This window comes from Streptomyces sp. NPDC059906 (genome assembly GCF_042730645.1).
Lineage (GTDB): Bacteria > Actinomycetota > Actinomycetes > Streptomycetales > Streptomycetaceae > Streptomyces > Streptomyces rubrogriseus.
This window is the reverse complement of record NZ_JBHWKU010000032.1, coordinates 15,827-41,379: the sequence shown is the minus strand read 5'-3', so window position 1 is coordinate 41,379 and position 25,553 is coordinate 15,827. Positions and strand designations below refer to the sequence as shown.

Here is a 25,553-nt window from a genome sequence, read left to right as displayed (position 1 = left end):
GTGTTACCGCCCGATGTCCGGGACCTCACGCACGCCGTCTCAGCTCCGCGGTTTCGCGCCCCGCTCGGCCAGCAGGTCGGCCATCAGCCGGATCTCCGACTCCTGGGACTCCACCATCCCCCGGGCCAGCCGCTGCTCCACGCCGACCGTGCACCTCTCGACGCACCCCTTCGCCATGTGGACGCCGCCCTTGTGGTGCTCGGTCATCAGCTGGAGGTAGTAGACCTCGGCCTGCTTCCCGTCCAGCGTCCCGAGCTTGTCCATCTCGGCGTCGGTGGCCATCCCCGGCATCAGCGAACCCTCCCCGGCGGAGGGCGCGTCGCCCATGCCCATCCAGGTCATCGGCGGGTCGGACGACACCTTGGGCAGCGCCCACAGGTCGAGCCAGCCGATCATCATGCCGCGCTGGTTGGCCTGGGTCTGCGCGATGTCGTACGCGAGCCGCCGCACCTCCTCGTCGTCGGTGCGGTCGCGCACGATGTACGACATCTCCACGGCCTGCTGGTGGTGGACCGACATGTCCCGCGCGAACCCGGCGTCCGCGGAGTCGGCGGCCGGGGTCCTGCCGCCGCCGTCGTCCCCGGCGACCGCGTAGGTGATCCCGCCGGCCGCGACGAGCACCGCGGCCGCGGCCCCCGCGATCCAGCCGGCCCGTTTCGCGGTCACTGGGACAGCCCGTTGGTGCACGCGGCCCCCGGCTCGGGGGTCTGCTGTCCCTGGACGAACTTCTCGAAGAACTTGTCCACGTTCGGGTCGTCGGCGCCGGTCACCGTGCGCTGGTGCCCCCAGGCGGACAGCATGATCGGGTCCTTCTGCTTGTCGTCGGGGCTCATCAGCGAGTACGGCGTCTTCTTGACCTTGGCGGCCAGCTTCTCGACGTCGGCCTCGGGCGCCTTGTCGGTGTACGTCACCCAGACGGCGCCGTGCTCCAGGGAGTGCACGGCGTTCTCGTTGTTCAGCGGCTTGGTGTAGACGTCGCCGTTGCAGTTCATCCAGACCTGGTTGTGGTCGCCGCCGACGGGGGGCTCGACGGGGTAGGTCACCTTCTTGGTGACGTGGTTGCGCCCCAGGTCGCCCTTCCAGGTCCGTACGCCGTCCGCACCGGTCTCGAACTTGCCGGAGGTCTTGCCGTCGGAGGCGGTGTCGCCGGAGGAGTCGTCGGACTGCGACCGGACGAGGAAGACGCCGCCGACGACGAGACCGGCGACGACCACGGTGCTGAGCGCGACCGTGAGGATCCGGTTCCGGCGGTTGCGGGCCTCCTCGGCACGCCGCATCTCGGCTATGCGGGCCTGTCGCGCCGTGTTGCTGCTCTTCTTGGCGGAACCCATGGGGTGTTGCCCTTCTGGGAAGACTGCTGGAGACGGACGAGCGTGAGGTCCGCTGATCGTAATGGCGCGGGGCCCGTCCTTCGTAGGGCGGGCACAGGATCTGTCCCGGCCGGATCCCCGGAATGGCCCGATCGAACACGTGGCCTCTACGCTGCGGTCACGGGGTGGGCCGGCCGACGGAGGTCCGCAACGCACACGTAACGGCGCCGTGGTGTGATGCTCAAGTGCCCGACCGCCTCCCGCCGTACCGGAGACAGGCGGCCTGACCAGCAAGGATGGGGAAGCGGAAGATGGACAAGCAGCAGGAGTTCGTGATCCGGACGCTGGAGGAGCGCGACATCCGGTTCGTACGCCTGTGGTTCACGGACGTGCTGGGCTTCCTCAAGTCCGTCGCCGTGGCCCCGGCCGAGCTGGAGCAGGCCTTCGACGAGGGCATCGGCTTCGACGGCTCCGCGATCGAGGGCTTCGCCCGGGTCTACGAGTCCGACATGATCGCCAAGCCGGACCCGTCGACGTTCCAGGTCCTGCCGTGGCGCGCGGAGGCCCCGGGCACGGCCCGCATGTTCTGCGACATCCTGATGCCGGACGGCTCGCCGTCCTTCGCGGACCCGCGCTACGTCCTCAAGCGGGCCCTGGCCCGCACCTCCGACCTGGGCTTCACCTTCTACACCCACCCCGAGATCGAGTTCTTCCTGCTGAAGGACAAGCCGGTCGACGGCTCGGTCCCGACCCCCGCCGACAGCTCCGGCTACTTCGACCACACCCCGCAGAACATCGGCATGGACTTCCGCCGCCAGGCGATCACCATGCTGGAGTCGATGGGCATCTCGGTGGAGTTCTCCCACCACGAGGGCGCCCCCGGCCAGCAGGAGATCGACCTGCGGTACGCGGACGCGCTCTCCACGGCCGACAACGTCATGACGTTCCGCCTGGTCATGAAGCAGGTCGCCCTGGAGCAGGGCCTCCAGGCCACCTTCATGCCGAAGCCGTTCTCGGAGTACCCCGGCTCGGGCATGCACACCCACCTCTCCCTCTTCGAGGGCGACCGCAACGCGTTCTACGAGTCCGGCGCGGAGTACCAGCTCTCCAAGGTGGGCCGCTCCTTCATCGCGGGCCTGCTCCGCCACGCCGCCGAGATCTCCGCGGTCACCAACCAGTGGGTGAACTCCTACAAGCGCATCTGGGGCGGCACCGAGCGCACGGCGGGCGCGGGCGGCGAGGCCCCCTCCTACATCTGCTGGGGCCACAACAACCGCTCGGCCCTGGTCCGGGTCCCGATGTACAAGCCCGGCAAGACCGGCTCGGCCCGCGTCGAGGTCCGCTCCATCGACTCCGGCGCCAACCCGTACCTCACCTACGCGGTCCTCCTCGCCGCCGGTCTCAAGGGCATCGAGGAGGGCTACGAACTCCCGCCGGGCGCCGAGGACGACGTCTGGGCCCTCTCCGACGCGGAGCGCCGCGCCCTGGGCATCGAGCCCCTCCCCCAGAACCTGGGCGAGGCCCTGGCCCTGATGGAACGCAGCGACCTGGTCGCCGAGACCCTGGGCGAACACGTCTTCGACTTCTTCCTCCGCAACAAGCGGCAGGAGTGGGAGGAGTACCGCTCCCAGGTGACGGCGTTCGAGCTGCGGAAGTCGCTGCCGGTGCTGTAGGGGCCGACCCGGCGGCCCTCCCTCGGGAGGTTCGGAAACTAGTGCCGCTAGCCAATGAGGCAACGCTAGCGCTACCAACGCTTCATTGTCTAGCGGTGCTAGGATCGAGTCATGTCGGTACAGGAACGCAAGCAGCGGGAACGGGCGGAGCGCGAGCGCCTCATCGTGGCGACGGCCCGTGAACTCGCCGAGCAGCAGGGCTGGGACGCGGTCACCACCCGCCGGCTCGCCGAGCGGATCGAGTACAGCCAGCCCGTCCTCTACAGCCACTTCCGCGGCAAACGCGAGATCATCGGCGCCGTCGCCCTCCAGGGCGCCACCGAGATGGCCGTGGCGGTGCGGGCCGCGACCGCCGCCGCCGACGGCCCGCGCGCCCGGGTGCACGCCCTTGCCCGTGCCTACCTCGCCTTCGCCGAACGCAACCCGGCGGTCTACGACGCCATCTTCCAACTCGACGGCGGCCTGGCGTACGCGCGGGAGGACACCCCCGAACCCCTCAAGGACGCCTTCGCCGCACTGATGGAGAGCCTCCGCGAGGTCGCCGGGGACGGCGTCGAACCGGGGCTGTTCACCGAGGTGTTCTGGGCGTCCCTGCACGGGGTGACGACCCTGACCCGGTCGGGACGGCTGCCGCCGGAGGAAACCGAGCGGAGGGTGCAGCTGCTGGTGGACCGGCTCGCCGTGGTCTGATCCGGGGGCAGGGGGTGGGCGGGCACGCTCAGTGAGCGGTCTTCGTCGGGACCTTCCACAGCCGGACACCGCTGTCCTTGGCGGCGTCGGCCTCGGTGGTGCCTGGGGCGGCGGTCTCCTCGGGGCTGCCGCCCCCGGTGGTGGTGCCCGCGAGGAACCGGCCGTCCGGGCTGAAGGCCAGCTCGTTGATGTCGGCGCCGAAGCCGGTCTCGTCGTCGGCCAGGATGGCGCTGGGCTTGCGGTCGGCCAGGTTCCACAGGAGTACCCGGCCGTCGGCGGTGACGGCGAGCGTCCTGCCGTCGGGGCTGAACGCCAGGTCCCGGGCCTCGGTGACGAAGCGGTGGCTGAGGGTGGCCTTCAGGCGGCCGGTGGCCACGTCCCACAGCCGTACGCCGCCGTCCTGGCCGCCGGTGGCGAGGGTCTTGCCGTCGGGGCCGAAGGCGACCGCGTAGGTGATGTCCTCCAGGGCGAGGGTGTGGCGCGGGTCGCCCTGGCCGTAGGGCCGCGGGTCGAGCCGGGTCAGGTCCCACAGCTTGGCCGGCTCGTTCTCCACCTGGTGGCGCTGGTCGGAGAAGTCGCCTACGGAGGCGAGCGTCCTGCCGTCCGGGCTGAACGCCAGGTCCGTCGCGTGCAGGTTCTGCGACAGGTGGGCGCGCGGGTCCTCGCTGCGGCTGCCGAGGTCCCACAGGTTGGCACCCGCGCTGTCGCCCAGGGCGATCCACTTGCCGTCCGGGCTGAGGGCGAGGGAGTAGGCCGATTCCTCGATGCGGCGGACCTCCCGGCGCCGGGCCACGTCCCAGACGCCGACCAGGTGGGTGCCGGTCCTCGTGACCAGGGTCTTCCCGTCGGCGCTGAACGTCACGCCGACCACGCGGCTCGGGCCGTACCAGCCCTTCTCCACGAGCGTGGCACGCACCTTGCGGGTGGCGGCGTTCCACAGCCGCACCTTCCCGTCCTCGCCGCCGGTCGCGAGCGTCTCACCGTCCGGGCTGAACGCGACGCCGCTGGTCCCCTTGGCGAAGATGTCGGTCGCCGCGACCACCGGGTACGGCTGCTTGTTCTTCGGGCTCTCCTCCGACGAGGGCAGCAGCGTCACGACCAGGACGACGACCAGGGCGATGGCCCCGACGACGCCGAGCAGGGCGGCGTACGGCGGTGTGGACGGGGTTCCGGGGCCGGCGTCCGGGGCGGTGGCGGTGGGCGCGTCCGGGCCGGTCGCCGGGGGCGCGGAGACGACGGTGGGCGTGCGGCCGTCGTCGAAGTCCCCGTTCGCCGCCCGGCCGCAGAGCCGGATCACCTCGGCGGGCGTCGGCCGCCGGGCCGGGTCCTTCTCCAGGCAGAGCGCCACGACGCCGCGCACGGACTCGGGACAGCCGTCGAGGTCGGGGGCGGCTTCCAGGATCCGGTACGCCACGCCGTGGTCGCTGCCGCCGCCGAACGCGAGCCGTCCGGTGGCGGCGAAGTGGGCGACGAGGCCGAGCGCGAAGACGTCACCGGCCTCGGTGACCTCCTGCCCCCGGATGTACTCGGGTGCCATGTAGGCGGGCGTTCCGGCGCGCATCCCCGTGGCGGTCAGCGCGGTGACGTCCGCGGCGCGGGCGATGCCGAAGTCGATGACCTTGGGTCCGTCGGCGGTGAGGACGATGTTGGAGGGCTTCAGGTCGCGGTGGATCACTCCGGCGGCGTGGATCGTCTCCAGCGCCTCGGCGACCGCGGCCGTCAGCGCGAGCACCTCGGCGGCGGGCAGCGGCCCCCGTTCCCCGACGGCCTGCTGGAGCGAGGGCCCGGGGGCGTAGGCCGTGGCCAGCCAGGGCTCGTCAGCCTCCAGATCCGCGGCGACGACCGGCACGGTGTAGAGACCCTGCACGCGCCGCGCCGCCGCGACCTCCAGCGCGAACCGCCTGCGGAACTCCGGGTCGGCGGCATACGCCCGGTGGACGACCTTGACGGCCACGGCGCTCCCGGCGGGCGTGCGTCCGAGGTAGACGCGGCCCATCCCGCCCTCGCCCAGCAGCCGCTCCAGCCGGTAGGGGCCGATCTCGGCCGGTATGTCACCGGTGGCCGGGTCCGACCTACGGTCCGTCATCCCGCGAGCCCTTCGGTGGATGCGGTGCAGCGGATCATGACTCCCCCAAGTCTCTCCTCGACGACGGCCCGCGGCCCGTGGGCGGCGAACCTGCGCCCGGATCATTCCACAACCGGTGTGGCACACCCCAGGGCCGGGGTCCGGCCCCCGGACCGGTCCCGGAAAACCCGTGAATCTCCACAGAGTTCATCGGCGACCGCACCTACACTGCCGTCCACATCGCGCAACGGCCGGGGGAAAGGGAGCTCGTGGTGCGGGAGTGCTGGTTCTGCGGGGAGGCCACCGCACCGTCATGGCACGACCACGTCCTGGGGTTGCACAAGGACGCGGAGACCTCGATGACCCCGCTCATCATCGTCCTGCGCTCCACCTGGCGGATGGAAATCGTGTCCGTGCCACGCTGCGCCCGCTGCCACACCGGACACCAGATAGAACGGACCGCGGCGGTACTCTCCCTCGCCGCGCTGATCGCCTACGCCGCCAGCGGGCAACTGGACCGGCTGCTGGGCATCCTGTCGTCCTCGACCGGGGAGCGGGTGGCCGCGGCGGTCTGGGCGGCCGTCGCCTGCCTGCCGGGGCTCGCATGGATCGCGATCCGCCTGGGACGGCTGCCGTGGCGGCGCCTGGCTCCCCGCCGCGTGGGCTACGCCCGCCACCACCCGGAGTACTTGGAGCTCCGGGCGGACGGCTGGAAGCCCAGGGCGGGACCTCTCCACTACTGGCGAAGCCCGCCCAACCCCCATCATCCTCCGCCCGCGAATCGCCCCCGGCGGCTGATCGGGGGCTCCTTCGAGCTGCTCGGAGCAGCCTGCGGAATCGCCGTCCCCGTCGCCTATTTCACCGGTTACGAAGAACTGGCCGGAGTCCTCATCGCGGCAACGGCCGGGCTGCTCTTCGTGGCCTCGAAGATCAAACCCGAGGACTGACCGCGTCCGGCCAGGCCACGAACGTCGTCCACGTCGCCGATTCCACGGCGAGGCGGGGGCCGTCGGGGCGCTTGGAGTCGCGGATGTGGATGGTGGCGGGGGATATCGCGACCTCGACGCAGTCGCTCGGGTTACTGCTGTCGCTGTAGCTGCTCGTGAACCAGAGCAGGTCGGTGGTGTCTTCAGGCTCGCCGTTACGGCTCATGTCTCCCTCAGCAGTTGTTCGATGAAGGCGTTTGACTCCCTGGCGGTCAGAGCCTCGGCCCGGATGATTCCATAGCGCAGTTCGAGGATGCGCAACTGACGGGGATCGGTGACGGGACGGTTGTCGAACTCGTCATCGGCCCGGCCCACGGCCGTGCCGTCCCCGAACTTGAGCACTTGGATCCGTCCCCCTGTTCCCGGGTGGTCACCGCGGGACGTCGGCATCACCTGAACCTCGACGTGCCGCAACCGCGCCACCTCCAGCAGGTGTTCGAGCTGCCTGAGCAGGACCATCTTGCCGCCTACGGGTCGCCGCAGCGTCGCCTCCTCCTGGACAAAGCTGAGTTCCGGAGCCGGATCCCGCTCGAAAATCGCCTTGCGGGCCATCCGTGCGGCGACCGCCCTGTCCAACTCTCCCTCCGACAGCGCCGGGCGCCGCGTGGCCAACAGGGCCCGGGCGTACTCCTCGGTCTGGACGAGACCGTGCAAGTTGTGGGTGGCGTACGAGAGGGACTCGACCGCCTGCGACTCCATCTTCGCCAAGTCCCGGACGTGCTTCGGGTACCGGACCCTCTTCACGTCCTCCCACGCCGCCGCGATGAGCCCGCCCGCGTCGAGAACCTGGTCCGCCTTCTCCAGGTACTCCCGGCGAGGGATCCGCTTCCCGCCCTCCACCTTGTAGACGAGATCCTCGCCGTAGCCGACCGCCACTCCGAAGTCGCCCACCCGCATCCCCACCGCCTCGCGGCGCAGCTTCAGCTGCCTGCCCACGGTGGTGAGGACGGCCACGCCCCACTCGTCGTCCGGGTCGACCTCCCAACCCGGCTCGTCCGCCTCGCCGTTCACCGGCAACCGCACCCCTCCGCCGTACGCGTCCTGTCGCGACACATATTCAAGGTAGGCGGGCGAACTACGTCGAGTGACGGAATACGGCCACCCTGTCACCCGGACGTGCCGCACAGCCCCCGCTCCACCGCGTCCATCGCCCCGCGTCGACGCCGTGGTCGTACTGGGACCGGCGGAGCGAGTGCGCGCGGTGGTCCCCGAGACGGCCGAGGTGCTCTCCGGTGCCGGCCGGCACCGCGCCGACGCGGACGCCGCCAACGACCGGGAGTCCCTGGACAACACCCTCGTGGTGGCCTCCACGTTCGCCTTTGTTGTGGTGCAGCGGCGCCCCGGACGGCAGGTGCGCCGTATGGTCCGCGCCGAGGCCCTGCTGGTGGGCTGCCTCGCGTCGGCGCTCGGCGGGGCGTCGGGACTGCTGGGCACCAGGCCGCTGACCGGCCTGTTCATCGCGATGGACATCGCACCGCCCTGGTTCGCTGTGGAGATCTCCGCGCGCCCGGGAGTGCTCGCGCCGCTCGGGGCCGCCGTCCTGACGGGGCTGCTCGTGGCCCTCTGCGGTGCGGTGGCCGCCGCGCGCCGGGCCTCGCGGGTACGGCCGGTGGAGGCGCTGCGGGAGGGTCCGGCCGAGGACACGGCGGTGCCGCCCGGGACGCGGGGTTCCGGGCGGGGGTCGGGGCGCCGTACGCCGTCGTGCCGCAGGACGGGACGCGCGGGTTCAGCCCGCGGGTGGCGCGGGTGGCCGGGGTGCGCGTCGCGGCGCCCGTGCCGGCCACCGTCTACTTCCCGGACGGGGACGGGCGGTTGGCGGAGAGACGGGCTCGCGGTGGCGTCCGCGCTGCGACGCCGCGCCGCCTGGCCCTCCCGTCGGTCCGCGCCCACGGGTCCCTCGGTAGGGTCAGGTGGTCGCCACCAGCATCTCCTCGCCGCTCGACGTGCCGAGTCCGTCCGTCCGGTCCGCGAAGTACCGCTCGTTGAGCATCGCGGCCGACACGTGCCGGGCGTCCCTGAAGCCGGCGTCGCGGGCCATGGCCAGCATCTCCGGCGGGGTGAAGAAGCTGAGGAACGGCGTGCCCGCCGCGCCGGCGCCCTTGCGTGCGGCGCCGAGTTCCGCCTGCCGCTCCGGTTCCAGCCGGTCCGGCGGCAATTGGAACGTCATCGCCAGCGTGGAGCCCGGGGCCAGCGCCGCGATCCCCCGCAGTGTGGCGGCGTTCGTCTCCCTGGTGAGGTACATGGCGACGCCGGTGGACGCCACCACCGTCGGACGGTCCGCGTCGAATCCGGCGGCCGCGAGCCGGTCCCACCAGGACTCGCCCGCCTCGAAGTCGACCGGGACCAGGCTCAGCCGGTCGGGGACGCCGAAGCCCAGTTCGGTCAGTCGGCGGCGCTTGAAGGCCTGGGGGCCGGGCCGGTCGACCTCGAAGACACGGAGACGGGCGGCGATGTCCGGCCTGCGCTGGGCGAAGGTGTCCAGTCCGGCGCCCAGGAGCACGTACTGGCCGACGCCCCGCGCCGCCTGCTCGACGACCAGGTCCTCGACGAAGCGGGCCCGCGCCACGATCGCGGCCCGGAACCAGCCGGTCGCGGCCGGGTCCATGTCCGCGCGGCGACGCCAGTCGGGGCCGGGGTCGGCCAGCCGCAGACCTACCTCGTCCTCGATCACGCGGGGCGGCGGGTCCGCCTGGACGTGCAGCGCCCGCCACAGGGCCACCCGCACCGCGGTGTCGTCCGGTTCCGCCGTTCGTTCGCCGGCCATGAGGCCACTCCCTTCGGTTCGGGCGGTCAGGTCCGTGCCGGGGCCTGGAGGCTCCACAGCCGCCCGTCGGGGTCGCGGACGGTCATCTCCCGGGTTCCGAAGTGGGTGTCCGCGAACGGGGAGACCACCTCGGCACCGGGGGCGGGGCGGAAGTCGTCCGCGTCGGCCACCTTCAGCACGAGCCGCACCTCGGGCTCCTTGTCCTCGGGGACCTCCGCGATGAAGAGGTAGGGGCCGTCGCCGTTGCGCAGTTGGCCGGAGGCGTGGTCCGTCGCGAACTCCAGCTCGTATCCGAGCCCCTGCCAGAACTTGGCCGCCCTGCCCCAGTTGTGCGTCTCCAGGAACACGGCCTCAATGCCTTCGGTCGTCATGTCAGCTCTCCTTGTCGGACGGTTGCTCGTTCTCCGCGCGGGGGTCGTCGAGATAGGCGCGCAGCGCTTCGGCCACCAGGGCCGACAGTGACAGCTCCGACTCGATGGCACGGTGTTTGACCTGCTTGATCAACCCGATCGGCAGGTACACGTTGAACTGCTTCACACTCTCGTCGTCGCCCACGGAGCCATGCTAGCAAACTAGAAACTTAACAACCTGACAATCTAGTCAGGGGAGAGCCGGTGCGAGGCGTTTGACCTCGCGCAGGGTGGGGGCCGTTTCGATGCTCTGGATGCCCGGCAGGGGGCCGATGTGCCGGTCGATGTAGTCGTAGAGGTCGGCGGGGGTGCGGAAGACTCCGGAGGCGACCAGGTTGGAGGGGCCGGTGATGGCGGCGGCGAAGGCGATCGCGGGGTGGGTGGCGAGGGTCTCCCCCACGGTGCGCAGGTGGGCGGGGGCCACGTCGAGCCAGAGCTGGGTGGCCATGTGGTAGCCGAGCAGCTCGGGGTCGAAGTCGACGGAGAAGCTCAGCGCCCCTTCGGTGCGGAGCCGGTCGAGGTGGCGTTGGACGCTGGAGGGTGAACGCCCGGCGGCCGCGGCGAGTTCGGGCAGGGTGGCGCGGCCGTCCCGGGCCAGCTCGGCGAAGAGGACGCGGTCGGTGGCGTCCAGCGTCAGCGGGGTGGCCGGAGCGCCGGAATCCACCGCGGGGGAGGCGGGGCGGAAGCGGGTGGCGTGCCAGGTGCTGGTGGTGCCGACGAAGATCCGCATCATGCAGTGCGCGCTGACGGACAGGACGTGCGGGGTGCGGGGGAGTTTCCGCAGGAGGAGGGCGTTGCGTTCGTCGGTGCTACGGGTGTTGACCGCGCAGTAGAGCTCGGTGCCGCCGGAGGCGAGGGTGACCCAGGTGGTGTCGGGGCGGCGGGCCAGGGCGTCGGCGATGGTGCCGGCCGCGTCGGGGGTGCAGCGCAGCCGCAGCAGCCAGCGGACCAGGCCCAGGCGGTCGGGCACGGGCTGGCCGACGATGCGCAGGCCCAGGGAGCGCAGGCGCTGGTAGCGGCGGGCGACGGTGCGTTCGGAGACGTCCAGCCGGAGGGCGAGGCGGCTGAAGGGCGTCCGGCCGTCGAGCTGGAGTGCCTCCAGGAGTTGCGGGTCGAGCTGGTCCAGGGCGCCGGAATCCACCGCCGTACCTCACTTCTGAGCCGGAAGCTTGCATCGACAAGGCTATGGCTGGGTGTCCTGCGCGACGGCCAGCACAGTGAGCGGGTCCTGTCCCGCCTCACCTCTCCGGGAGCCTGTGTCATGCGTATCTGGGGGCCGTTGGCCGCCGTCTGTCTGGGCACGTTCATGTTGCTCGTCGATGTCACGATCGTGCTGGTCGCGCTGCCGTCCATGTCGGAGTCCCTGGGCTCCTCGCTCTCGCAACTCCAGTGGGTCGCCGACGGCTACGCCCTCGCGGTGGCCGCCACCCTGCTCGGCGTGGGCATGATCGCCGACCTGCACGGGCGGCGGCGCGTCTACGTGGCGGGCCTGGTCGTGTTCGCGCTCGCCTCGGTGGTCTGCGCGCTCTCACCGGACATGGGCTGGCTGATCACGGCCCGTCTGGTGCAGGGCGTGGGGGCCGCGGCGATGTTCACCACCACCCTCTCCCTGATCAGCACCCTCTACTCGGGGCGGCGGCTCGGGCTCGCCTTCGGGATCTGGGCGGCCGTCGCCTCCAGCGCCTCCGCGCTGGGTCCGATCCTGGGCGGGCTGCTCACCCAGGGCCTGGACTGGCGGTGGATCTTCTACGTCAATGTTCCGGTCACCGTCCTCGCCCTGGTCATGACCTTCCGCTACGTTCCTCGTTCCCTCCCCGCCCGGGACTCCGCACGGCGTCCGGACCTGCTGGGCATGGTGCTCTTCGCGCTCGGCGCGGGCGGATTCGTCTACGCGCTGACCGCTTCCCACGCGCACGGCTGGGCCTCGGCGGGCACGACGGTGCCGCTGGCCGCGGCGGTGGCGGCGTTCGCGGGCTTCGTCGCGGTGCAACGGCGCAGTACGCATCCCCTGCTGGACCTGTCGTTGTTCCGGCGTCCGGCATTCACCGCCGCGATGATCACGATCGCCGTCGGCGAGGGCGCGGTGTACGGGATCCTGCCGTACACCTCGATCTGGCTGCAGTCGGTCCAGCGCCTCTCCCCCGTCGGCGCCGGTCTGGTCGTCCTGCCCCACGCGCTGGCCGCGGCCGCGGTGGCGGTCCTGAGCGGTCGGTTCGTGCCCAGGCCCACACCCCGCGTGGGCGCGACGCTCGGCCTGTTCCTCGCCGGGCTCGGCACCGGGATCGAGGGTTTCCTGGGCCCCGACTCCGGCTGGCCCGCCCTGGTCGGCGGCCTGGCCCTGAGCGGCGTCGGCATGGGGCTGGTGTTCCAGGTCGCCGCGTCCCTCGCGCTGGGGTCCGTCCCCGCCGAGCGGGCCGGCATGGCCTCCGGCACCTACAGCACCTTCGAACAACTCGGCTACGCCTTCGGGGTCGCCGTCTTCGGGACCCTGGCCGTCTCCTCCATGGCCCGCTCCCTTCAGGGGCGGGTCGCCGATCCGGACGGCACCGCGCGGGTGCTCTCCGGCGGCGGGGCCGACGCCTTGCTCGACTCGGCCCCGGCCGGGCAGCGGGGCGGCTTCCAGGAGACCCTGCACGCCGTGTTCGCCACCGGTCACAACACCCTCGCGCTGAGCGCGGGCGCCCTCGCGACGGCCTGCGCGGCCCTGGTGTTCTGGCTCACCCGCCGCCCGAACGGGTCGGCGAAGGGCGGTGCCACGGGGGAGTCCGCCGCCGTACCGGCCACGCGTTAGGCGGGCGCCCGGCACCGGAGACGGCGGGGCACCGAGGGCGTCACGACGCCTCCCGGGCCCCGCAGTCAGCGCCGTACGGCCATGCCGCTCCGGGCCGGGGGCCCGCCGGTCCGGGCGGTGCGAGCAGTCCGGGCGGTCCGGGCGGTCCCGGGCGGCCTCACCGCCGTACCGCCTCCACCGGCTCCGGCACGTGCCCCGCGACCACGCGCTCGCGGCCGGGGGCCGGGGCGAGGGCCGCGCGGCGGCGGTCCACCGTCCATGCCGTGGCCGCGACCGCGAGGCCGAGGACCGCCAGGGCCGCGCCCGCCGTCGCCGGGGAGGTGGCCCCGAATCCGGCGGCCAGGGCGAGTCCGCCGATCCAGGCGCCGCCCGCGTTGGCGAGGTTGAAGGCGGCCTGGTTGGCGGAGGAGGCCAGGGAGGGGGCCGCGGCGGCCTTCTCCATGACCATCAGCTGGAGGGGCGAGCCGGTGACGAAGGCGGCCATGCCGAGCAGGGCCACCGACACGGCCGCCGTGACCGGCGTACGCATCAGGAGGGGGAACAGGGCGAGGACCACGACCAGGGAGGCGAGGCCCCCGAAGAGGGTGCCGCGCAGGGAGTGGTCGGCGAGGCGGCCGCCCAGCAGGTTGCCCGCGGTGGCGCCGACGCCGAAGAGGGCCAGCAGCAGCGTCACGCTGGTCTCGGCGAACCCGGCGGCGTCGGTCAGCATCGGCGTGATGTAGCTGTAGGCCGCGAAGAGCGCGCCGAAGCCCGCGACCGTCGTGCCGAGCGCCAGCCAGACGGGCAGGGAACGCAGGGCGGCCAGTTCGCCGCGCAGGCCGGTGGCGGGGGCGGGGGCGCTGTCGCGCGGGATGAGGAACGCCAGCGCCGCTATCGCCGCCACGCCGATCGCGCTCACGCCGAGGAAGGTGGCCCGCCAGCCGAGCTGCTGGCCCATGGCGGTGGCGGCCGGGACGCCGACGATGTTGGCGACGGTGAGGCCGAGGAACATCAGGGAGACGGAGCGGGCCCTGCGTTCCGGCGCGACCATGCCGGTGGCGACGACCGCGCCGACGCCGAAGAAGGCGCCGTGCGGCAGGCCGCTGACGAAGCGGGCGGCGAGCAGGGAGATCTCGCCGGGGGCGACGGCCGACAGGGCGTTGCCCACCACGAACAGCGCCATGAGGGCGATCAGGACGGCGCGGCGGGACATCCGGGTCGTGGCCGCCGCGAGCAGCGGGGCGCCGATGACGACGCCGAGCGCGTAGGCGGAGACGAGGTGGCCGGCGGTGGGGATGGAGATGCCCAGGTCGTCCGCGACGTCGGGCAGCAGGCCCATCATCACGAACTCGGTGGTACCGATGCCGAAGGCGCCCACGGCAAGGGCGAGCAGGGCCAGGGGCATGAGGGGGTCTCGCCTTTCGAGAGCGGGGTCGCGTACGGGAGGCCGGGAGGGCCGGGCGGGGACGACTGTATGTTCCCGTACGGAACAAAGACTCTCAGGGCAGGTATTCCGCAGACGAATTCTAGGAAGCCGTTGTGTCGACCTTCACACGCGCGGCGATCGGCAGATGGTCGCTGCCGGTCGCCGGGAGGGTCCAGCTGGTCGTCGGTTCCACGCCGGTGACCAGGATCTGGTCGATGCGGGCCATCGGGAAGGACGCCGGCCAGCTGAAGCCGAAGCCGTCGCCCACGGCGCCCTGCGGGGAGCGCAGCTGGGAGGTGATCGCGGTGAGCGAGCGGTCGTTCATGGTGCCGTTGAGGTCGCCCAGCAGGATCTTGCGGGGCAGCTTCTCGTCGGCGATGGCCTCGCCGAGGGCGTCGGCGCTCTTGTCCCGCTGCCGCGCGGTGAAACCGGCCTCCAGCTTCACCCGTACGGAGGGCAGGTGGGCGACGTACACCGCGATCGGCCCGGAGGGTGTGGCGACGGTGGCGCGCATCGCGCGCTTCCAGCCCAGCTCGATGTCGACCGGCTTCACCCCGCTGATCGGGTACTTGCTCCACAGCCCGACGGTGCCGACGACCGCGTGGTGCGGGTACTTGGCCGCCAGCGCCTTCTCGTACGTCGGTACGGCGGACGCCTTCAGCTCCTCCAGGGCCATCACGTCCGCACCGGCGGCGGCGACGGCACGGGCGGTGCCCGCCGGGTCGGCGTTGTCGGCGTTGACGTTGTGCGTGGCCACGGTGAGGTCGCCGCCGGAACCGGTCTTGGCGAAGAGCAGGCCGCCGAAGAGGTTGAGCCACACGCAGACCGGCAGCACCAGCGCGATCAGCGCCGTCGCCGACTTGCGGACCAGGGCGATCACCAGCAGGACCGGGATCAGCAGGCCGAACCACGGCAGGAAGGTCTCGGTGAGGCTGCCGAGGTTGCCGATGGCGTTCGGGACGTGCGAGTGGGCCGCCATGACCGCCGCCAGGAGCAGCGCGACCGCGGCCGTGACCAGGCCCCGGCGCCAGATCCGCCGGTCGCCGCGCCAGCCGCTGACCACCCGGTCGAACAGGCGCCGAATCCGGGGCTCCCGGCGCTCGGGATCCGAGCCGCCGCCGTCCGTCTCCGTCATGTACGCCTGCTGCGCCATACCGTTGCCTCACTGCCTGCTGTGCACACCGTCGCCCCCTGTGACTCAGCACCATAGGGGATGATCGGTTCCGATCCCGCCGCCCTGGACGGCCGTACGGACACGAGGACGTACGGGCCGTCCCGCGGAGTTCCGCCCTGTGCCGGGACGGGCGGCTCTGTGACACAACGGGCACATTTGACCCCATGAGCCACGCACTGCCCCCGTACCAGAGCCCGTGACCGGGGTCCCCTAGCCGTCGGGGCGCGACAAGTGCCACCATGGAAGGGATCCGGGGACGCCGTCAGGGCGCCTCGAGATGACATGAAGGAGCCGTTGCCATGACGCAGCTTTCGGCTGCCCAGACGCCGCAGCGCACCCCCGCCGACGGGAGCAGGGCGCTGTACGGGGGCAGGATCAACCGCCGTATCACCGTCCGGGACATCACCGCCGCCAAGGAGCGCGGCGAGAAGTGGCCCATGCTCACCGCGTACGACGCGATGACCGCCTCCGTCTTCGACGAGTCCGGCATCCCGGTGATGCTCGTGGGCGACTCCGCGGGCAACTGCCACCTCGGCTACGAGACCACCGTGCCCGTCACGCTGGACGAGATGACGATGCTCTCGGCCGCGGTCGTCCGGGGCACCGGCCGCGCCCTGATCGTGGGCGACCTGCCCTTCGGCTCCTACCAGGAGGGCCCGGTGCAGGCGCTGCGCTCGGCGACCCGGCTGGTCAAGGAGGCCGGGGTCGGCGCGGTCAAGCTGGAGGGCGGCGAGCGCTCGCACGAGCAGATCCGGCTGCTCGTCGAGTCCGGCATCCCCGTGATGGCGCACATCGGCCTCACGCCGCAGTCCGTGAACTCCATGGGCTACCGGGTGCAGGGCCGCGGCGAGGAGGCGGCCCAGCAGCTGCTGCGCGACGCCAAGGCGGTCCAGGACGCGGGCGCCTTCGCGGTCGTCCTGGAGCTGGTGCCGGCCGAGCTGGCCGCCGAGGTGACGCGGACGCTGCACATCCCGACGGTCGGGATCGGCGCGGGCCCGGACACCGACGCCCAGGTGCTGGTGTGGACCGACATGCTCGGGCTGACCGGCGGGCGGGTGCCGAAGTTCGTCAAGCAGTACGCCGACCTGCGCAAGGTCATGGGCGACGCGGCGAAGGCGTACGCCGAGGACGTCGTCGGCGGCACCTTCCCCGCGGACGAGCACTCGGTCCACTGAGAGACCATCGCGGTACGACACCGGCCCCGCCGATCTTCCCCCGTCGGCGGGGCCGGGTGCTTCCCCGGGCCGGGATGTCGGCGGGGTGTCGGCGGGGCCGGGCGGCTGTCGGTGGGATGTCGGCGGTTTGTCGGTGCCCCCTGCCATCGTCTGGGGCATGAAGCGAATCGACGACATCCCCCCGGCCGCGGACACCGCGGTCACCGTGCGGGGGCTGGTCAAGCACTACGGCGAGACCAAGGCGCTGGACGGCGTCGACCTGGACGTGCGCGAGGGCACCGTGATGGGCGTGCTCGGTCCGAACGGCGCCGGCAAGACCACCCTCGTACGCATCCTGTCCACCCTCATCACCCCCGACTCCGGCCAGGCGCACGTCGCCGGGTACGACGTCGTACGGCAGCCCCGGCAGCTGCGCCGCGTCATAGGGCTGACCGGGCAGTACGCCTCCGTGGACGAGAAGCTCCCCGGCTGGGAGAACCTCTACATGATCGGCCGGCTGCTCGACCTCTCCCGCCGGGACGCGCGTGCCCGCGCCGACGAGCTGCTGGAGCGGTTCTCGCTCACCGAGGCGGGCAAGCGGCCCACGTCCACCTACTCCGGCGGCATGCGGCGCCGGCTCGACCTGGCCGCCTCCATGATCGGGCACCCGGCCGTGCTGTTCCTGGACGAGCCCACCACCGGTCTCGACCCGCGCACCCGCAACGAGGTGTGGGATGAGGTCAAGCGCATGGTCGGCGACGGTGTCACCGTGCTGCTCACCACCCAGTACATGGAGGAGGCCGAGCAGCTGGCCTCCGAGCTGACCGTCGTGGACCGCGGCAAGGTCATCGCGAACGGCGGCATCGAGGAGCTGAAGGCCAAGGTCGGCGGCCGCACCCTGCGCGTCCGCCCGGCCGACCCGCTGCAACTGCGCCCGCTCGCCGCCTATCTGGACGAGCTGGGCATCACCGGGCTCGCCAGCTCCACGGTGGACACCGAGCGCGGTGCCGTGCTGGTGCCGATCCTCAGCGACGAGCAGCTGACGGCCGTGGTCGGCGCGGTCACCGCGCGCGGCATCACCGTCTCCGCGGTCACCACCGAACTCCCCAGCCTGGACGAGGTCTTCCTGTCCCTCACCGGCCACCGCGCCAGTGCCCCGCAGGACCCCGCTCCCGCCCCCGACGACGCCCGCGAGGAGGTCGCCGTATGAGCGCCGCCACCACCACTCCAGCCGCCACCGCCACCCCTGCCGCGCTCGCTCCCGACGCGCGGATCTCGCTGCGCGCGCACGTGCGGCACACCGGCGCCCTGGTCCGCCGCAACCTGCTGTGGATCCGGCAGGACCCGGAGTCGATGTTCGACGCCCTGCTGATGCCGATCGTCTTCACCCTGCTGTTCGTGTACGTCTTCGGCGGCTCGATCGGCCAGGCCCTGGGCGGCGGGCAGGACGGCTATGTGCAGTACGTGATCCCCGGCATGATCGCGATGATGAGCATGACGCTGTCCCAGGGCGTCGGCACCGGCTTCAGCCAGGACTTCAACTCCGGTGTCATGGACCGCTTCCGGTCGCTGCCGATCGGGCGCGGCTCGGTGCTCTTCGCGAAGATCGCGGTCGAGATGGCCCGGATGCTGTTCGCCACCACGGTGCTGATGATCGTCGCCGTCCTGGTCGGCTTCGACATCGACCACTGGGCCGGACTGTTCGCGGCGGTGGGCCTGTCCGCGGTGTTCGCCTCCTCGATCATGTGGGTGTTCCTCACCCTGGGCGTGGTCCTGAAGAACGCGCAGTCCGTGCAGGCGATGGGCTTCATGGTGCTGTTCCCGCTGCAGTTCGGCTCCTCGATCTTCGCGCCGACCCAGTCGATGCCGGGCTGGCTGCAGTCCTTCACCGACTACAACCCGCTGTCCACGCTCGCCGACTCGGCGCGCGGACTGATGGTGGGCGGCCCGGTCGCGCACGACCTGTGGATCACGCTCGGCTGGGCAGCCGCGATCACCGCGGTGATGGCACCGATCGCCATCCACAAGTTCCGTACGAAGACCTGATCCGCGCACGTGCGGCACGCGTCAGACGAGGGCGACGGCCTCCTGCGGGGAGAGCCGGCCGCCCTCGGCGTACGCCGCCTCGTACGCCTCGCCGCCGAGCGCCTCGCGGACCCGCTCGACGGCCCGGCCGCGCGCGTCCCGCTCCATGCCCGTCGACACGTGCCCCGGCGGCAGCATCGCCTCGGCGGCGCCCAGGCACCGGGCGCCGTCCGCGGCCCGCTCTCCGCCGTCCAGGCGGGCCAGGGCCATCGCGCCGATGGTCAGGTACGCCGAGCGCATGTGCGGGGCGATGGCCGCGGACAGCGGATCCTCGGCCCGTTCCAGCGACTTGCGGATCCGGGTCAGGCACTCCTCGTGCCGGTCCTCCAGCGTGGCGAGCCACGCCTCGGCGGCGAGGATGAAGGCGTCGAAGACGACGAAGTGGGCGATGGAGAACTCCTCGCGCAGCAGCCGCAGTTGCTCCCCCGCCTCGGCGGTGCGGCCGGTCATGCCCAGGTGTCCGGCGAGGAACAGCCGGGCGGCGGGCATCGCGCCGTTGTGACCCGTCCCGACCGTACGGTCGAGCACCTCCCGCAGGACGCGCTCGCCCCGTTCCGTGTCGCCCGCCTCCAGGAGCACGCTGCCCAGGCGGGCGTCGAGGATGTCCACCTGGGCGTGGGCGCCGAGCCGCTCGGCGTGCTGGGCGGCGGCCCGGTAGTCGGCGGCGGCCAGCCGGTACTCGCCCACGCGCTCACGGGCCTCGGCCCGCCCGGAGAGTGCCTCGGCCATGCCCCAGGCGTCACCGAGCCGGTCGTAGATCTCCAGTGACTCGTCGGCGTCGCGGACCGCGTCGCCCGCCCAGTCGGTGCGGTTGGCGAGCATCTGGGCGCGCATCTGCAGGCCGCCGGCCAGCTCCCACTCGTAGCCGGGGGTCTCGCGGCAGGTGCGCAGGGTGGCGTCCATGATCTCGCGCAGCCGGTCCATGTCACCGGTGAGCATCACGGAGTAGAACCAGAGCAGGCCGGGGCTGGAACAGGTCTGCGGCATCCCCGGCTCGTAGGTGCCCGCGATGACGCGCAGCTTGCGCTGGGCCGCCGGGTTCTGCCACGCGTCCAGCTCCGTGTCCATGCAGGCCAGATGGGCCAGGTGCACGCCGCGCCGGGCCTCGGCGAGGACCTCGCCGGTCATCGGGGGCGGGGCGGACGTGCAGCGCTCCCACACCGGCCGGGCGGGGGTGCCGGGTTCGGCGAAGGGGTCCGGGCCGAGTGCCATCACCTCGACGAACCAGTTCCGGGCCTCCACCCGCAGGTCGCGCATCTGCCAGTACCAGACCAGCGACAGCGCCAGGCACAGCGCCTCCTGCTCGTCGCGCTCGGCGACGGCGTGGCGCAGGGCGGTGCGCAGGTTCTCGTACTCGCGCTCCAGCCGCTCGATGGCGGCGAGCTGCCGCGCGCCGCGGAGCAGCGGGTCGGTGGTGCGGGCGAGTTCGCGGTAGTACGTCAGGTGGGCGCGGGCCGCGGCGGCGCGTCCGCCGGTCTCGTCGAGGCGCTCGCCCGCGTATTCGGCGACGGTCTCCAGGAGCCGGTAGCGCATGCCGTCGCCGGTCAGGCGGTCCGTCACCGGCGCGGCCACGACGAGGGACTTGTCGACGAGGGAGCCGAGGGCGTCCAGTGCGGCGGGCCCGCACACGGCCTCGGCGGCGGCGAGGTCGCAGCCGCCCGCGAAGACGGACAGCCGCCCCAGCACCTCGCGTTCGTCGGCGTCGAGCAGGTCCCAGGACCAGTCGACGACCGCGCGCAGCGTCTGCTGGCGGGGCAGCACGGTGCGGCTGCCGGAGGTGAGCAGGCGGAAGCGGTCGTCGAGCCGGTCGGCGATCTGGCGCGGGGTGAGCATCCGCAGCCGGGCGGCGGCCAGTTCGATGGCCAGCGGCAGGCCGTCGAGGCGGCGGCAGATCTCGGCGCAGGCGGCGGCGGTCTCCTCGTCGGCGTCGACGCGGAAGCCGGGGCGGGCGGCGGCGCCCCGGTCGGCGAGCAGCCGCAGCGCGGCGGGCTCGGGCAGCGGCTCCACGGGGCGCAGCGACTCCCCCGGCACACCGAGGGGTTCGCGGCTGGTGGCGAGGACGGTCAGGTGCGGGCAGCGGGCGAGGAGTTCCTCGGTGAGGCGGGCGGCGGCGTCGACGACGTGCTCGCAGTTGTCGAGGACGATCAGCATGCGGCGCCGGCCGCAGTGCTCGACCAGCCGCTCGACGGCGGTGTCCTGCCCCTCGGAGGCGGTGACGGCCCGCATCTCCTCGGCACCGGCGCGGTAGAGCACGGTCTCGCGGGCGCCGACGGCGGTCAGCACAGCCTCCGGTACGTCGGCGGGGTCGTCCACGGGGGCCAGCTCGGCCAGCCACACCCCGTCCCGCGCGACGTCCCCGGCCCCTTCTGCGGCCTCCTGCGACAGCCGGGTCTTCCCCGCACCGCCGGGCCCTAGCAGGGTGACGAGCCGGGTGGCCGCCAGATCGGCACGCAGTGTCTCCACGTCGCCGTCCCGCCCGACGAAGGAGGTGAGCCGGGCGCGCAGGTTGCCTCGGGGGCGGGATCCCTCCGGGACGGGTGCGGCGGCGGACCCGGGCGCCGCGGCGGCGGATCCCGGCGGCACCGCCGGCACGGGCACCGCCGCACCGGGCGCGGGGGACGTGCCGGGCGCGGGGGACGTGCCGGGCGCGGGGGACGTGGTCGGCTGCTGTCCGGTGGCGGACGCGTCCGCCGGGTGGGAGGCGGGCCCCGGACCGGAGGCAGGTCCGGTACTGGGGACAGGTCCAGTGCTGGGGACAGGTCCGGTACCGGAGACAGGTCCCGCGCCGGACGCAGGTCCCGCGTCGGACGCAGGTCCCGCGTCGGACGCAGGTCCCGCGCCGTGGAGCGGCCCGGCGGGGATCCCCGGTGCCGTCTCGGAAGCTGCCCACCTGCCCGGGGCAGGACCCGTGCCGTGGGCAGGCGCGGCGTGGGACCCGGGCGCCGCCTCGGACGCGGGGCCGCTCCCCGGGGCAGGTCGCCTGCCGTCAGCACGCGCGGCCGTGGGCCCCGGCGCCGTACCGGAGGCGGGCCACCCCTCAGCGGCAGGTCCCGGTCCGGAGCCGGGCGCGGCGGCGGGTCCCGCGGCAGGACCGGACGCGGGGCCGTTGCCGGACGCCACGCCCGGGCCGGACGCGCCGTACGCCGGACCCGCGCCGTACGCCGGACCCGTGCCGGACGGCCGGCCGGGGCCGGGTGCCGGGGCGGGCGAAGGGCTCAGCAGCTCCGCGTGGAGTGCCCGCAGCTCCCGCCCCGGGTCGGTGCCGAGGCGGTCGGCGAGGAGGCGGCGTACGGACTCGTAGGCGGCCAGGGCCTCGGCGGTGCGGCCGGTGTCGCGCAGGGCGCGCAGCCGCAGCGCCTGGAGGGGCTCGTCCAGGGGGTGGCCGTCGCACAGGGCGGTCAGCTCGGGCAGGGCGTGCTCGGCCTGCCCGAGGTCCAGGGCGGCGGTGTGGCGGGCGCGCAGGGCTTCGAAGTGCCGGGTCTCCCAGCGGGCCGCCTCGGCGGTGCGGTCGGGCAGGTCGGCGAGGACGGGCCCGCGCCACAGCGCGAGCGCGTCGTCGAGCACGACGGCCGCCTTGGCCGGGTCGCCGTCGGCGAGGGCGCGGGTGCCCTCACCGGCGAGCCGGTCGAAACGGTGCAGGTCGACGTCGTCGGGCGCGGCGGCGAGCCGGTAACCGCCGTCGGCCGAGGCGACCGAGTCGGCGCCCAGCGCCCGGCGCAGCCGCCCGACCAGCGCCTGCAGGGCGCCCGTCGCGTCGGCGGGCGGGTCCCCGGCCCAGACCTCCTCCACCAGCAGCCCCGTGGGAACGGCGCGGCCGGCCCGGAGGGCGAGCACGGTCAGCAGGGCGCGCAGCCGCGCCCCGCCGAGCGGGACGGCCGTGCCGTCGGGACGGAGTACCTGTGTGGTGCCGAGGATGCGATAGCGCACGGGCCCATTGTCCCCGCTGCCGTCGGAGCCGGTCACCGGGTTTTGTCCGCGCGGCGTGGCCGACCCCGCGCCGCCCCTCTCCCCAGCCCCGGAACCGTCGGCCCCGCACGAGACGTTCTCCCCGTGCGCCCGGTACGGTCGGGCGGTCCCGCACCCCCGCGGGTGCCGTCACGCGTGCCCGACAGTCAGGGAGTTCCATGTCCACCGCCACCGCCCGTCCCAGCGACCGGAGGATCAGTCCCGTCTTCCTCGGGATCGTCGCCGTCGCCGCGGTCACGGGCTGGGCCACCTGGAGCGGCTTCGCCGAGCAGCCGGGTCTCGCCGTGTTCCTGTTCGTCACGGCAGCGTGGGTCGTCTCGCTGTGCCTGCACGAGTACGCGCACGCCCGCACCGCGCTGCACAGCGGGGACATCTCGGTCGGCGCGAAGGGCTACCTCACGCTGAACCCGGTGAAGTACACGCACGCCCTGCTCAGCATCGTCCTGCCCGTCCTCTTCGTGATCATGGGCGGCATCGGGCTGCCCGGCGGCGCCGTCTTCATCGAGCGCGGGCGGATCCGGGGGCGGTGGCGGCACAGCCTCATCTCGGCGGCGGGGCCGCTGACGAACGTGCTGTTCGCCGTCGTGTGCACGGCGCCGTTCTGGCTGGACGCGCTGGACGGCGTACCGCGCGACTTCCGGCTGGCGCTGGCGTTCCTCGCGCTGCTCCAGGTCACGGCCGCGATCCTGAACTTCCTGCCGGTGCCGGGCCTGGACGGCTACGGCGTGATCGAGCCCTGGCTGTCGTACAACGTGCGGCGGCAGGTGGAGCCGCTCGCGCCGTTCGGGCTGCTGATCGTGTTCGCGCTGCTGTGGATCCCGGCGCTCAACGGCGTGTTCTTCGACGCGATCGACGCGCTGCTGCGGGGCCTGGGGATCGGCGAGGTCGACACGTACTGCGGCTTCGAGCTGTACCGCTTCTGGCAGACCGACCCGCTGTGCACGCCGGGCGGATGACGCCGCTCGGCCGGTGACGGACTCAGCCGGTGACGGACGTGGACGAGGCGGCGCGGCGGGCGTCCCGGCCGCGCTTGGCGTAGTACCAGCACATGTTCGACGACAGCCCCGACAGCAGCACCCACACGACGCCGATCACGACGCTGCCCTGCACGAAGGAGACGACGGCGGCGGCCACGGCGAGTACGCAGACGACCAGGGCGTAGAGGGCGAGGCGGGGCATGGGAACGGCTCCTGTCGGGGGGACACTGGTACCGACCAGTGTCCCCCATCGCCTCATACGTCCGTGACGCGGAGCCCGGCGTGCGCCTTGTAGCGGCGGTTGACGGAGATCAGGTTGGCGACCAGCGACTCGACCTGGTGGGCATTGCGCAGCCGCCCGGCGAAGACGCCGCGCATGCCGGGGATGCGCCCGGCGAGGGCCTGCACGATCTCCACGTCGGCGCGCTCCTCGCCGAGCACCATCACGTCGGTGTCGATCTCGTCGATCTCCGGGTCCTGGAGGAGGACCGCCGAGAGGTGGTGGAAGGCGGCGGCGACCCGGCTGTCCGGCAGCAGGGCGGCGGCCTGCTCGGCGGCGCTGCCCTCCTCGGGCTTGAGCGCGTAGGCGCCCTTCTTGTCGAAGCCGAGCGGGTTGACGCAGTCGACGACGAGCTTGCCGGACAGTTCCCCGCGCAGGGTTTCGAGGGTCTTGCCATGTCCGTCCCACGGTACGGCGACGATCACGACGTCGCTGCGGCGCGCGGTCTCGGCGTTGTCGGCGCCCTCGACGCCGTGGCCGATCTCCTCGGCGGCGGCCTCGGCGCGCTCGGCGGCGCGGGAGCCGACGATCACCTTCTGGCCGGCCTTGGCGAGGCGGTACGCGAGGCCCTTGCCCTGCGGGCCGGTGCCGCCGAGCACGCCGACGACCAGCCCGGAGACGTCGGGCAGGTCCCAGGGGTCCTTGGCCGGGGCCTTGGCGGGGGCCTTCTGTGCAGCACTGTCGGTAGAGGTCATGGGCCGACCCTACGTCCGCGACGGCCTGCCCAGGGGTACGGGTCCCGCCCGCCGGAAGGCGGTCCCCGGGCCGGGTGAATCCGGGGCGAACGCCGGACCGCGCGGAGGGGGTTGCGGCAGGATGCGGCCGCATGGACGCCGTACGGGTCGCGCTGCTGCGGGAAGTGCTCGCCGGGACCGAGTGGCTGGGGGCCACCCGGCGGTTCGCTGGGGCGCTGCGGGGGTCGGTGGTGCCGCACGGGGGCGGTCTGCTGCTGGTGGGCACCCCCGAGTACGAGCCCTGGCACCTGGCGGCGCACCTGGTGGACGAGGCCGCCTGGTCGGGGACGCCGGAGCTGGCGCCGACGCTGGTCCGGCACGGGGCGCGCCCCTCGGACCCGGCGCACCTCGCGGTCGGCCTCGGGCGGCTGGCGGCGGCCCGGCGGGGCGAGACGCTGCTGGTGATCACGCCCGACGACCCCGGCGCCCGGCTCCTGGAGCGGGTGCACGACGCCCGCCGGGCGGGTGCGACGGTGCTGGCGCTGGGCACCGACCGCGAGCCGGGCGAGCGGGAGCTGACGGCGATGGCACACGAGACGCTGACCGTCCCGGACGGCGCCGAGCTGGACCTGGACACGGTGCAGCACCTGGTCAGCGCGTCGGCCGGGGAGAACGCGGTGCCGCCGCCCCGGGGCCGCCGCCGCTTCCGCGACCGCCTCTCCCGCCTCGCCGACCACCTGACGGCCCCACCACCGTCGGGCTGGTGACAGCCGGGGCCGACGCCTGACCACCCCGCCCCGCGATGACCCCGCCCCAAGACGGCCACGCCGTGGCCATGGGCCACTGCCCACCACCACCCGACCCCGGAAAGCCGCGCCCCGGCCCAAAACCACCGCGCCCCCGCCCGCAACCACCACCCGAACCGGCACCGGCACCGACACCGCCCGAACCGCGACGGCTGCGCCCTCCCCCGACCACCACCGCCGGACCGCCGCGACCACCACCCGAACCGGCACCGACACCGCCCGAACCGCGACGGCTGCGCCCTCCACTGACCACCGCCGCCAGACCGCCGCGACCACCACTCGATCCGAAACCGCCCCGCCCCGCCCGCGCCCCCGCTGATGGCCACCACCCGACCGGGGACCG

Annotated in this window: 23 protein-coding genes; 9 read left to right on the top strand and 14 right to left on the bottom strand. The window is 73.2% G+C overall.

All coding sequences use genetic code 11. From position 1 onward, the window contains the following. Positions 1–39: 39 nt before the first annotated feature. Positions 40–666, bottom strand: coding sequence for a DUF305 domain-containing protein (locus ACFV9J_RS33330; protein ID WP_385360580.1), 627 nt, complete (start codon positions 664–666; stop codon positions 40–42). Further along, positions 663–1,331: a DUF3105 domain-containing protein gene (locus tag ACFV9J_RS33325; RefSeq protein ID WP_385360577.1), complete on the bottom strand. Its 669-nt coding sequence runs from the start codon at positions 1,329–1,331 to the stop codon at positions 663–665. Before ACFV9J_RS33325 ends, ACFV9J_RS33330 begins: the two co-directional genes overlap by 4 nt. Positions 1,332–1,621: 290 nt before the next feature. Between ACFV9J_RS33325 and glnA the strand changes: the two genes are divergently transcribed. Continuing rightward, positions 1,622–2,983 carry a type I glutamate--ammonia ligase gene (gene glnA, locus ACFV9J_RS33320; RefSeq protein ID WP_385360574.1) on the top strand — a complete coding sequence of 454 codons (1,362 nt, stop codon included), beginning with the start codon at positions 1,622–1,624 and terminating at the stop codon, positions 2,981–2,983. A 111-nt stretch (positions 2,984–3,094) separates the two neighbouring features. Further along, positions 3,095–3,673: a TetR/AcrR family transcriptional regulator gene (locus ACFV9J_RS33315; protein ID WP_385360571.1), complete on the top strand. Its 579-nt coding sequence runs from the start codon at positions 3,095–3,097 to the stop codon at positions 3,671–3,673. 28 nt (positions 3,674–3,701) lie between these two features. Here ACFV9J_RS33315 and ACFV9J_RS33310 read toward each other — a convergent pair whose 3' ends face one another. Then, on the bottom strand, positions 3,702–5,759 hold the full coding sequence (locus tag ACFV9J_RS33310; RefSeq protein WP_385360569.1) for a WD40 repeat domain-containing serine/threonine protein kinase: 2,058 nt from the start codon (positions 5,757–5,759) through the stop codon (positions 3,702–3,704). Positions 5,760–6,007: 248 nt separating this feature from the next. Here ACFV9J_RS33310 and ACFV9J_RS33305 point away from each other — a divergent pair, with 248 nt between their 5' ends. Next, complete coding sequence (locus tag ACFV9J_RS33305; RefSeq protein ID WP_385360567.1) at positions 6,008–6,685, top strand: hypothetical protein; 678 nt, start codon at positions 6,008–6,010, stop codon at positions 6,683–6,685. Here ACFV9J_RS33305 and ACFV9J_RS33300 read toward each other — a convergent pair. From ACFV9J_RS33300 to ACFV9J_RS33275, 6 genes are all read right to left on the bottom strand, one after another. Continuing rightward, positions 6,669–6,890 (bottom strand): DUF397 domain-containing protein, encoded by a 222-nt coding sequence (locus ACFV9J_RS33300; protein WP_385360566.1) that lies wholly within the window; start codon positions 6,888–6,890, stop codon positions 6,669–6,671. The two genes, ACFV9J_RS33305 and ACFV9J_RS33300, sit on opposite strands and share 17 nt — an antisense overlap. Continuing rightward, on the bottom strand, positions 6,887–7,741 hold the full coding sequence (locus ACFV9J_RS33295) for a helix-turn-helix domain-containing protein (protein WP_385360699.1): 855 nt from the start codon (positions 7,739–7,741) through the stop codon (positions 6,887–6,889). The genes ACFV9J_RS33300 and ACFV9J_RS33295 overlap by 4 nt, the downstream gene beginning before the upstream one ends. A gap of 889 nt (positions 7,742–8,630) precedes the next feature. Next, a complete protein-coding gene (locus ACFV9J_RS33290) occupies positions 8,631–9,488 on the bottom strand; it encodes a class I SAM-dependent methyltransferase (protein ID WP_385360564.1) in 858 nt (285 codons plus the stop codon). 26 nt (positions 9,489–9,514) lie between these two features. Further along, on the bottom strand, positions 9,515–9,859 hold the full coding sequence (locus tag ACFV9J_RS33285; protein ID WP_385360562.1) for a VOC family protein: 345 nt from the start codon (positions 9,857–9,859) through the stop codon (positions 9,515–9,517). Position 9,860: 1 nt separating this feature from the next. Beyond that, positions 9,861–10,043, bottom strand: coding sequence for a CopG family transcriptional regulator (locus tag ACFV9J_RS33280; protein WP_385360560.1), 183 nt, complete (start codon positions 10,041–10,043; stop codon positions 9,861–9,863). A 45-nt stretch (positions 10,044–10,088) separates the two neighbouring features. Then, on the bottom strand, positions 10,089–11,039 hold the full coding sequence (locus ACFV9J_RS33275; protein WP_385360557.1) for an Lrp/AsnC family transcriptional regulator: 951 nt from the start codon (positions 11,037–11,039) through the stop codon (positions 10,089–10,091). Positions 11,040–11,159: 120 nt separating this feature from the next. Between ACFV9J_RS33275 and ACFV9J_RS33270 the strand changes: the two genes are divergently transcribed. Beyond that, positions 11,160–12,689, top strand: a complete 1,530-nt coding sequence (locus ACFV9J_RS33270) for an MFS transporter (RefSeq protein ID WP_385360555.1) — start codon at positions 11,160–11,162, stop codon at positions 12,687–12,689. A 157-nt stretch (positions 12,690–12,846) separates the two neighbouring features. Here the strand turns inward: ACFV9J_RS33270 and ACFV9J_RS33265 are convergent, their stop codons facing one another. Beyond that, on the bottom strand, positions 12,847–14,073 hold the full coding sequence (locus ACFV9J_RS33265; protein WP_385360553.1) for an MFS transporter: 1,227 nt from the start codon (positions 14,071–14,073) through the stop codon (positions 12,847–12,849). A gap of 121 nt (positions 14,074–14,194) precedes the next feature. Beyond that, positions 14,195–15,247 (bottom strand): endonuclease/exonuclease/phosphatase family protein, encoded by a 1,053-nt coding sequence (locus ACFV9J_RS33260; protein ID WP_385360550.1) that lies wholly within the window; start codon positions 15,245–15,247, stop codon positions 14,195–14,197. Between the two features lie 320 nt (positions 15,248–15,567). Here ACFV9J_RS33260 and panB point away from each other — a divergent pair, with 320 nt between their 5' ends. From panB to ACFV9J_RS33245, 3 genes are all read left to right on the top strand, one after another. Next, positions 15,568–16,443, top strand: a complete 876-nt coding sequence (panB, locus tag ACFV9J_RS33255; protein WP_385360548.1) for a 3-methyl-2-oxobutanoate hydroxymethyltransferase — start codon at positions 15,568–15,570, stop codon at positions 16,441–16,443. Between the two features lie 157 nt (positions 16,444–16,600). Then, entirely contained in the window at positions 16,601–17,632 is a 1,032-nt protein-coding gene (locus tag ACFV9J_RS33250) for an ATP-binding cassette domain-containing protein (protein ID WP_385360546.1), read from the top strand. After that, positions 17,629–18,468, top strand: a complete 840-nt coding sequence (locus ACFV9J_RS33245; RefSeq protein ID WP_385360544.1) for an ABC transporter permease — start codon at positions 17,629–17,631, stop codon at positions 18,466–18,468. The genes ACFV9J_RS33250 and ACFV9J_RS33245 overlap by 4 nt, the downstream gene beginning before the upstream one ends. Positions 18,469–18,489: 21 nt before the next feature. Here ACFV9J_RS33245 and ACFV9J_RS33240 read toward each other — a convergent pair whose 3' ends face one another. Beyond that, positions 18,490–22,434, bottom strand: a complete 3,945-nt coding sequence (locus tag ACFV9J_RS33240) for a BTAD domain-containing putative transcriptional regulator (protein ID WP_385360541.1) — start codon at positions 22,432–22,434, stop codon at positions 18,490–18,492. 197 nt (positions 22,435–22,631) lie between these two features. Here ACFV9J_RS33240 and ACFV9J_RS33235 point away from each other — a divergent pair, with 197 nt between their 5' ends. Further along, complete coding sequence (locus ACFV9J_RS33235) at positions 22,632–23,429, top strand: site-2 protease family protein (protein WP_385360539.1); 798 nt, start codon at positions 22,632–22,634, stop codon at positions 23,427–23,429. A 22-nt stretch (positions 23,430–23,451) separates the two neighbouring features. Here ACFV9J_RS33235 and ACFV9J_RS33230 read toward each other — a convergent pair whose 3' ends face one another. After that, the gene (locus tag ACFV9J_RS33230; RefSeq protein WP_016326075.1) at positions 23,452–23,652 is read right to left on the bottom strand and encodes a hypothetical protein; all 201 of its coding nucleotides are present in this window, start codon (positions 23,650–23,652) and stop codon (positions 23,452–23,454) included. A 53-nt stretch (positions 23,653–23,705) separates the two neighbouring features. After that, the gene (gene npdG / locus ACFV9J_RS33225) at positions 23,706–24,425 is read right to left on the bottom strand and encodes an NADPH-dependent F420 reductase (protein WP_385360536.1); all 720 of its coding nucleotides are present in this window, start codon (positions 24,423–24,425) and stop codon (positions 23,706–23,708) included. 131 nt (positions 24,426–24,556) lie between these two features. Between npdG and ACFV9J_RS33220 the strand changes: the two genes are divergently transcribed. After that, complete coding sequence (locus ACFV9J_RS33220; RefSeq protein ID WP_385360534.1) at positions 24,557–25,171, top strand: hypothetical protein; 615 nt, start codon at positions 24,557–24,559, stop codon at positions 25,169–25,171. The last annotated feature ends 382 nt before the right edge of the window (positions 25,172–25,553 follow it).

Excerpts from the sequence above, each read along its gene's own strand:
- npdG (WP_385360536.1), bottom strand. The coding sequence starts at position 24,425 with ATGACCTCTACCGACAGTGCTGCACAGAAGGCCCCCGCCAAGGCCCCG.
- ACFV9J_RS33290 (WP_385360564.1), bottom strand. The coding sequence starts at position 9,488 with ATGGCCGGCGAACGAACGGCGGAACCGGACGACACCGCGGTGCGGGTG.
- ACFV9J_RS33300 (WP_385360566.1), bottom strand. The coding sequence starts at position 6,890 with ATGAGCCGTAACGGCGAGCCTGAAGACACCACCGACCTGCTCTGGTTC.
- ACFV9J_RS33230 (WP_016326075.1), bottom strand. The coding sequence starts at position 23,652 with ATGCCCCGCCTCGCCCTCTACGCCCTGGTCGTCTGCGTACTCGCCGTG.
- ACFV9J_RS33235 (WP_385360539.1), top strand. The coding sequence starts at position 22,632 with ATGTCCACCGCCACCGCCCGTCCCAGCGACCGGAGGATCAGTCCCGTC.
- glnA (WP_385360574.1), top strand. The coding sequence starts at position 1,622 with ATGGACAAGCAGCAGGAGTTCGTGATCCGGACGCTGGAGGAGCGCGAC.
- panB (WP_385360548.1), top strand. The coding sequence starts at position 15,568 with ATGACGCAGCTTTCGGCTGCCCAGACGCCGCAGCGCACCCCCGCCGAC.
- ACFV9J_RS33285 (WP_385360562.1), bottom strand. The coding sequence starts at position 9,859 with ATGACGACCGAAGGCATTGAGGCCGTGTTCCTGGAGACGCACAACTGG.
- ACFV9J_RS33265 (WP_385360553.1), bottom strand. The coding sequence starts at position 14,073 with ATGCCCCTGGCCCTGCTCGCCCTTGCCGTGGGCGCCTTCGGCATCGGT.
- ACFV9J_RS33315 (WP_385360571.1), top strand. The coding sequence starts at position 3,095 with ATGTCGGTACAGGAACGCAAGCAGCGGGAACGGGCGGAGCGCGAGCGC.
- ACFV9J_RS33220 (WP_385360534.1), top strand. The coding sequence starts at position 24,557 with ATGGACGCCGTACGGGTCGCGCTGCTGCGGGAAGTGCTCGCCGGGACC.
- ACFV9J_RS33310 (WP_385360569.1), bottom strand. The coding sequence starts at position 5,759 with ATGACGGACCGTAGGTCGGACCCGGCCACCGGTGACATACCGGCCGAG.
- ACFV9J_RS33270 (WP_385360555.1), top strand. The coding sequence starts at position 11,160 with ATGCGTATCTGGGGGCCGTTGGCCGCCGTCTGTCTGGGCACGTTCATG.
- ACFV9J_RS33260 (WP_385360550.1), bottom strand. The coding sequence starts at position 15,247 with ATGGCGCAGCAGGCGTACATGACGGAGACGGACGGCGGCGGCTCGGAT.
- ACFV9J_RS33250 (WP_385360546.1), top strand. The coding sequence starts at position 16,601 with ATGAAGCGAATCGACGACATCCCCCCGGCCGCGGACACCGCGGTCACC.
- ACFV9J_RS33325 (WP_385360577.1), bottom strand. The coding sequence starts at position 1,331 with ATGGGTTCCGCCAAGAAGAGCAGCAACACGGCGCGACAGGCCCGCATA.
- ACFV9J_RS33245 (WP_385360544.1), top strand. The coding sequence starts at position 17,629 with ATGAGCGCCGCCACCACCACTCCAGCCGCCACCGCCACCCCTGCCGCG.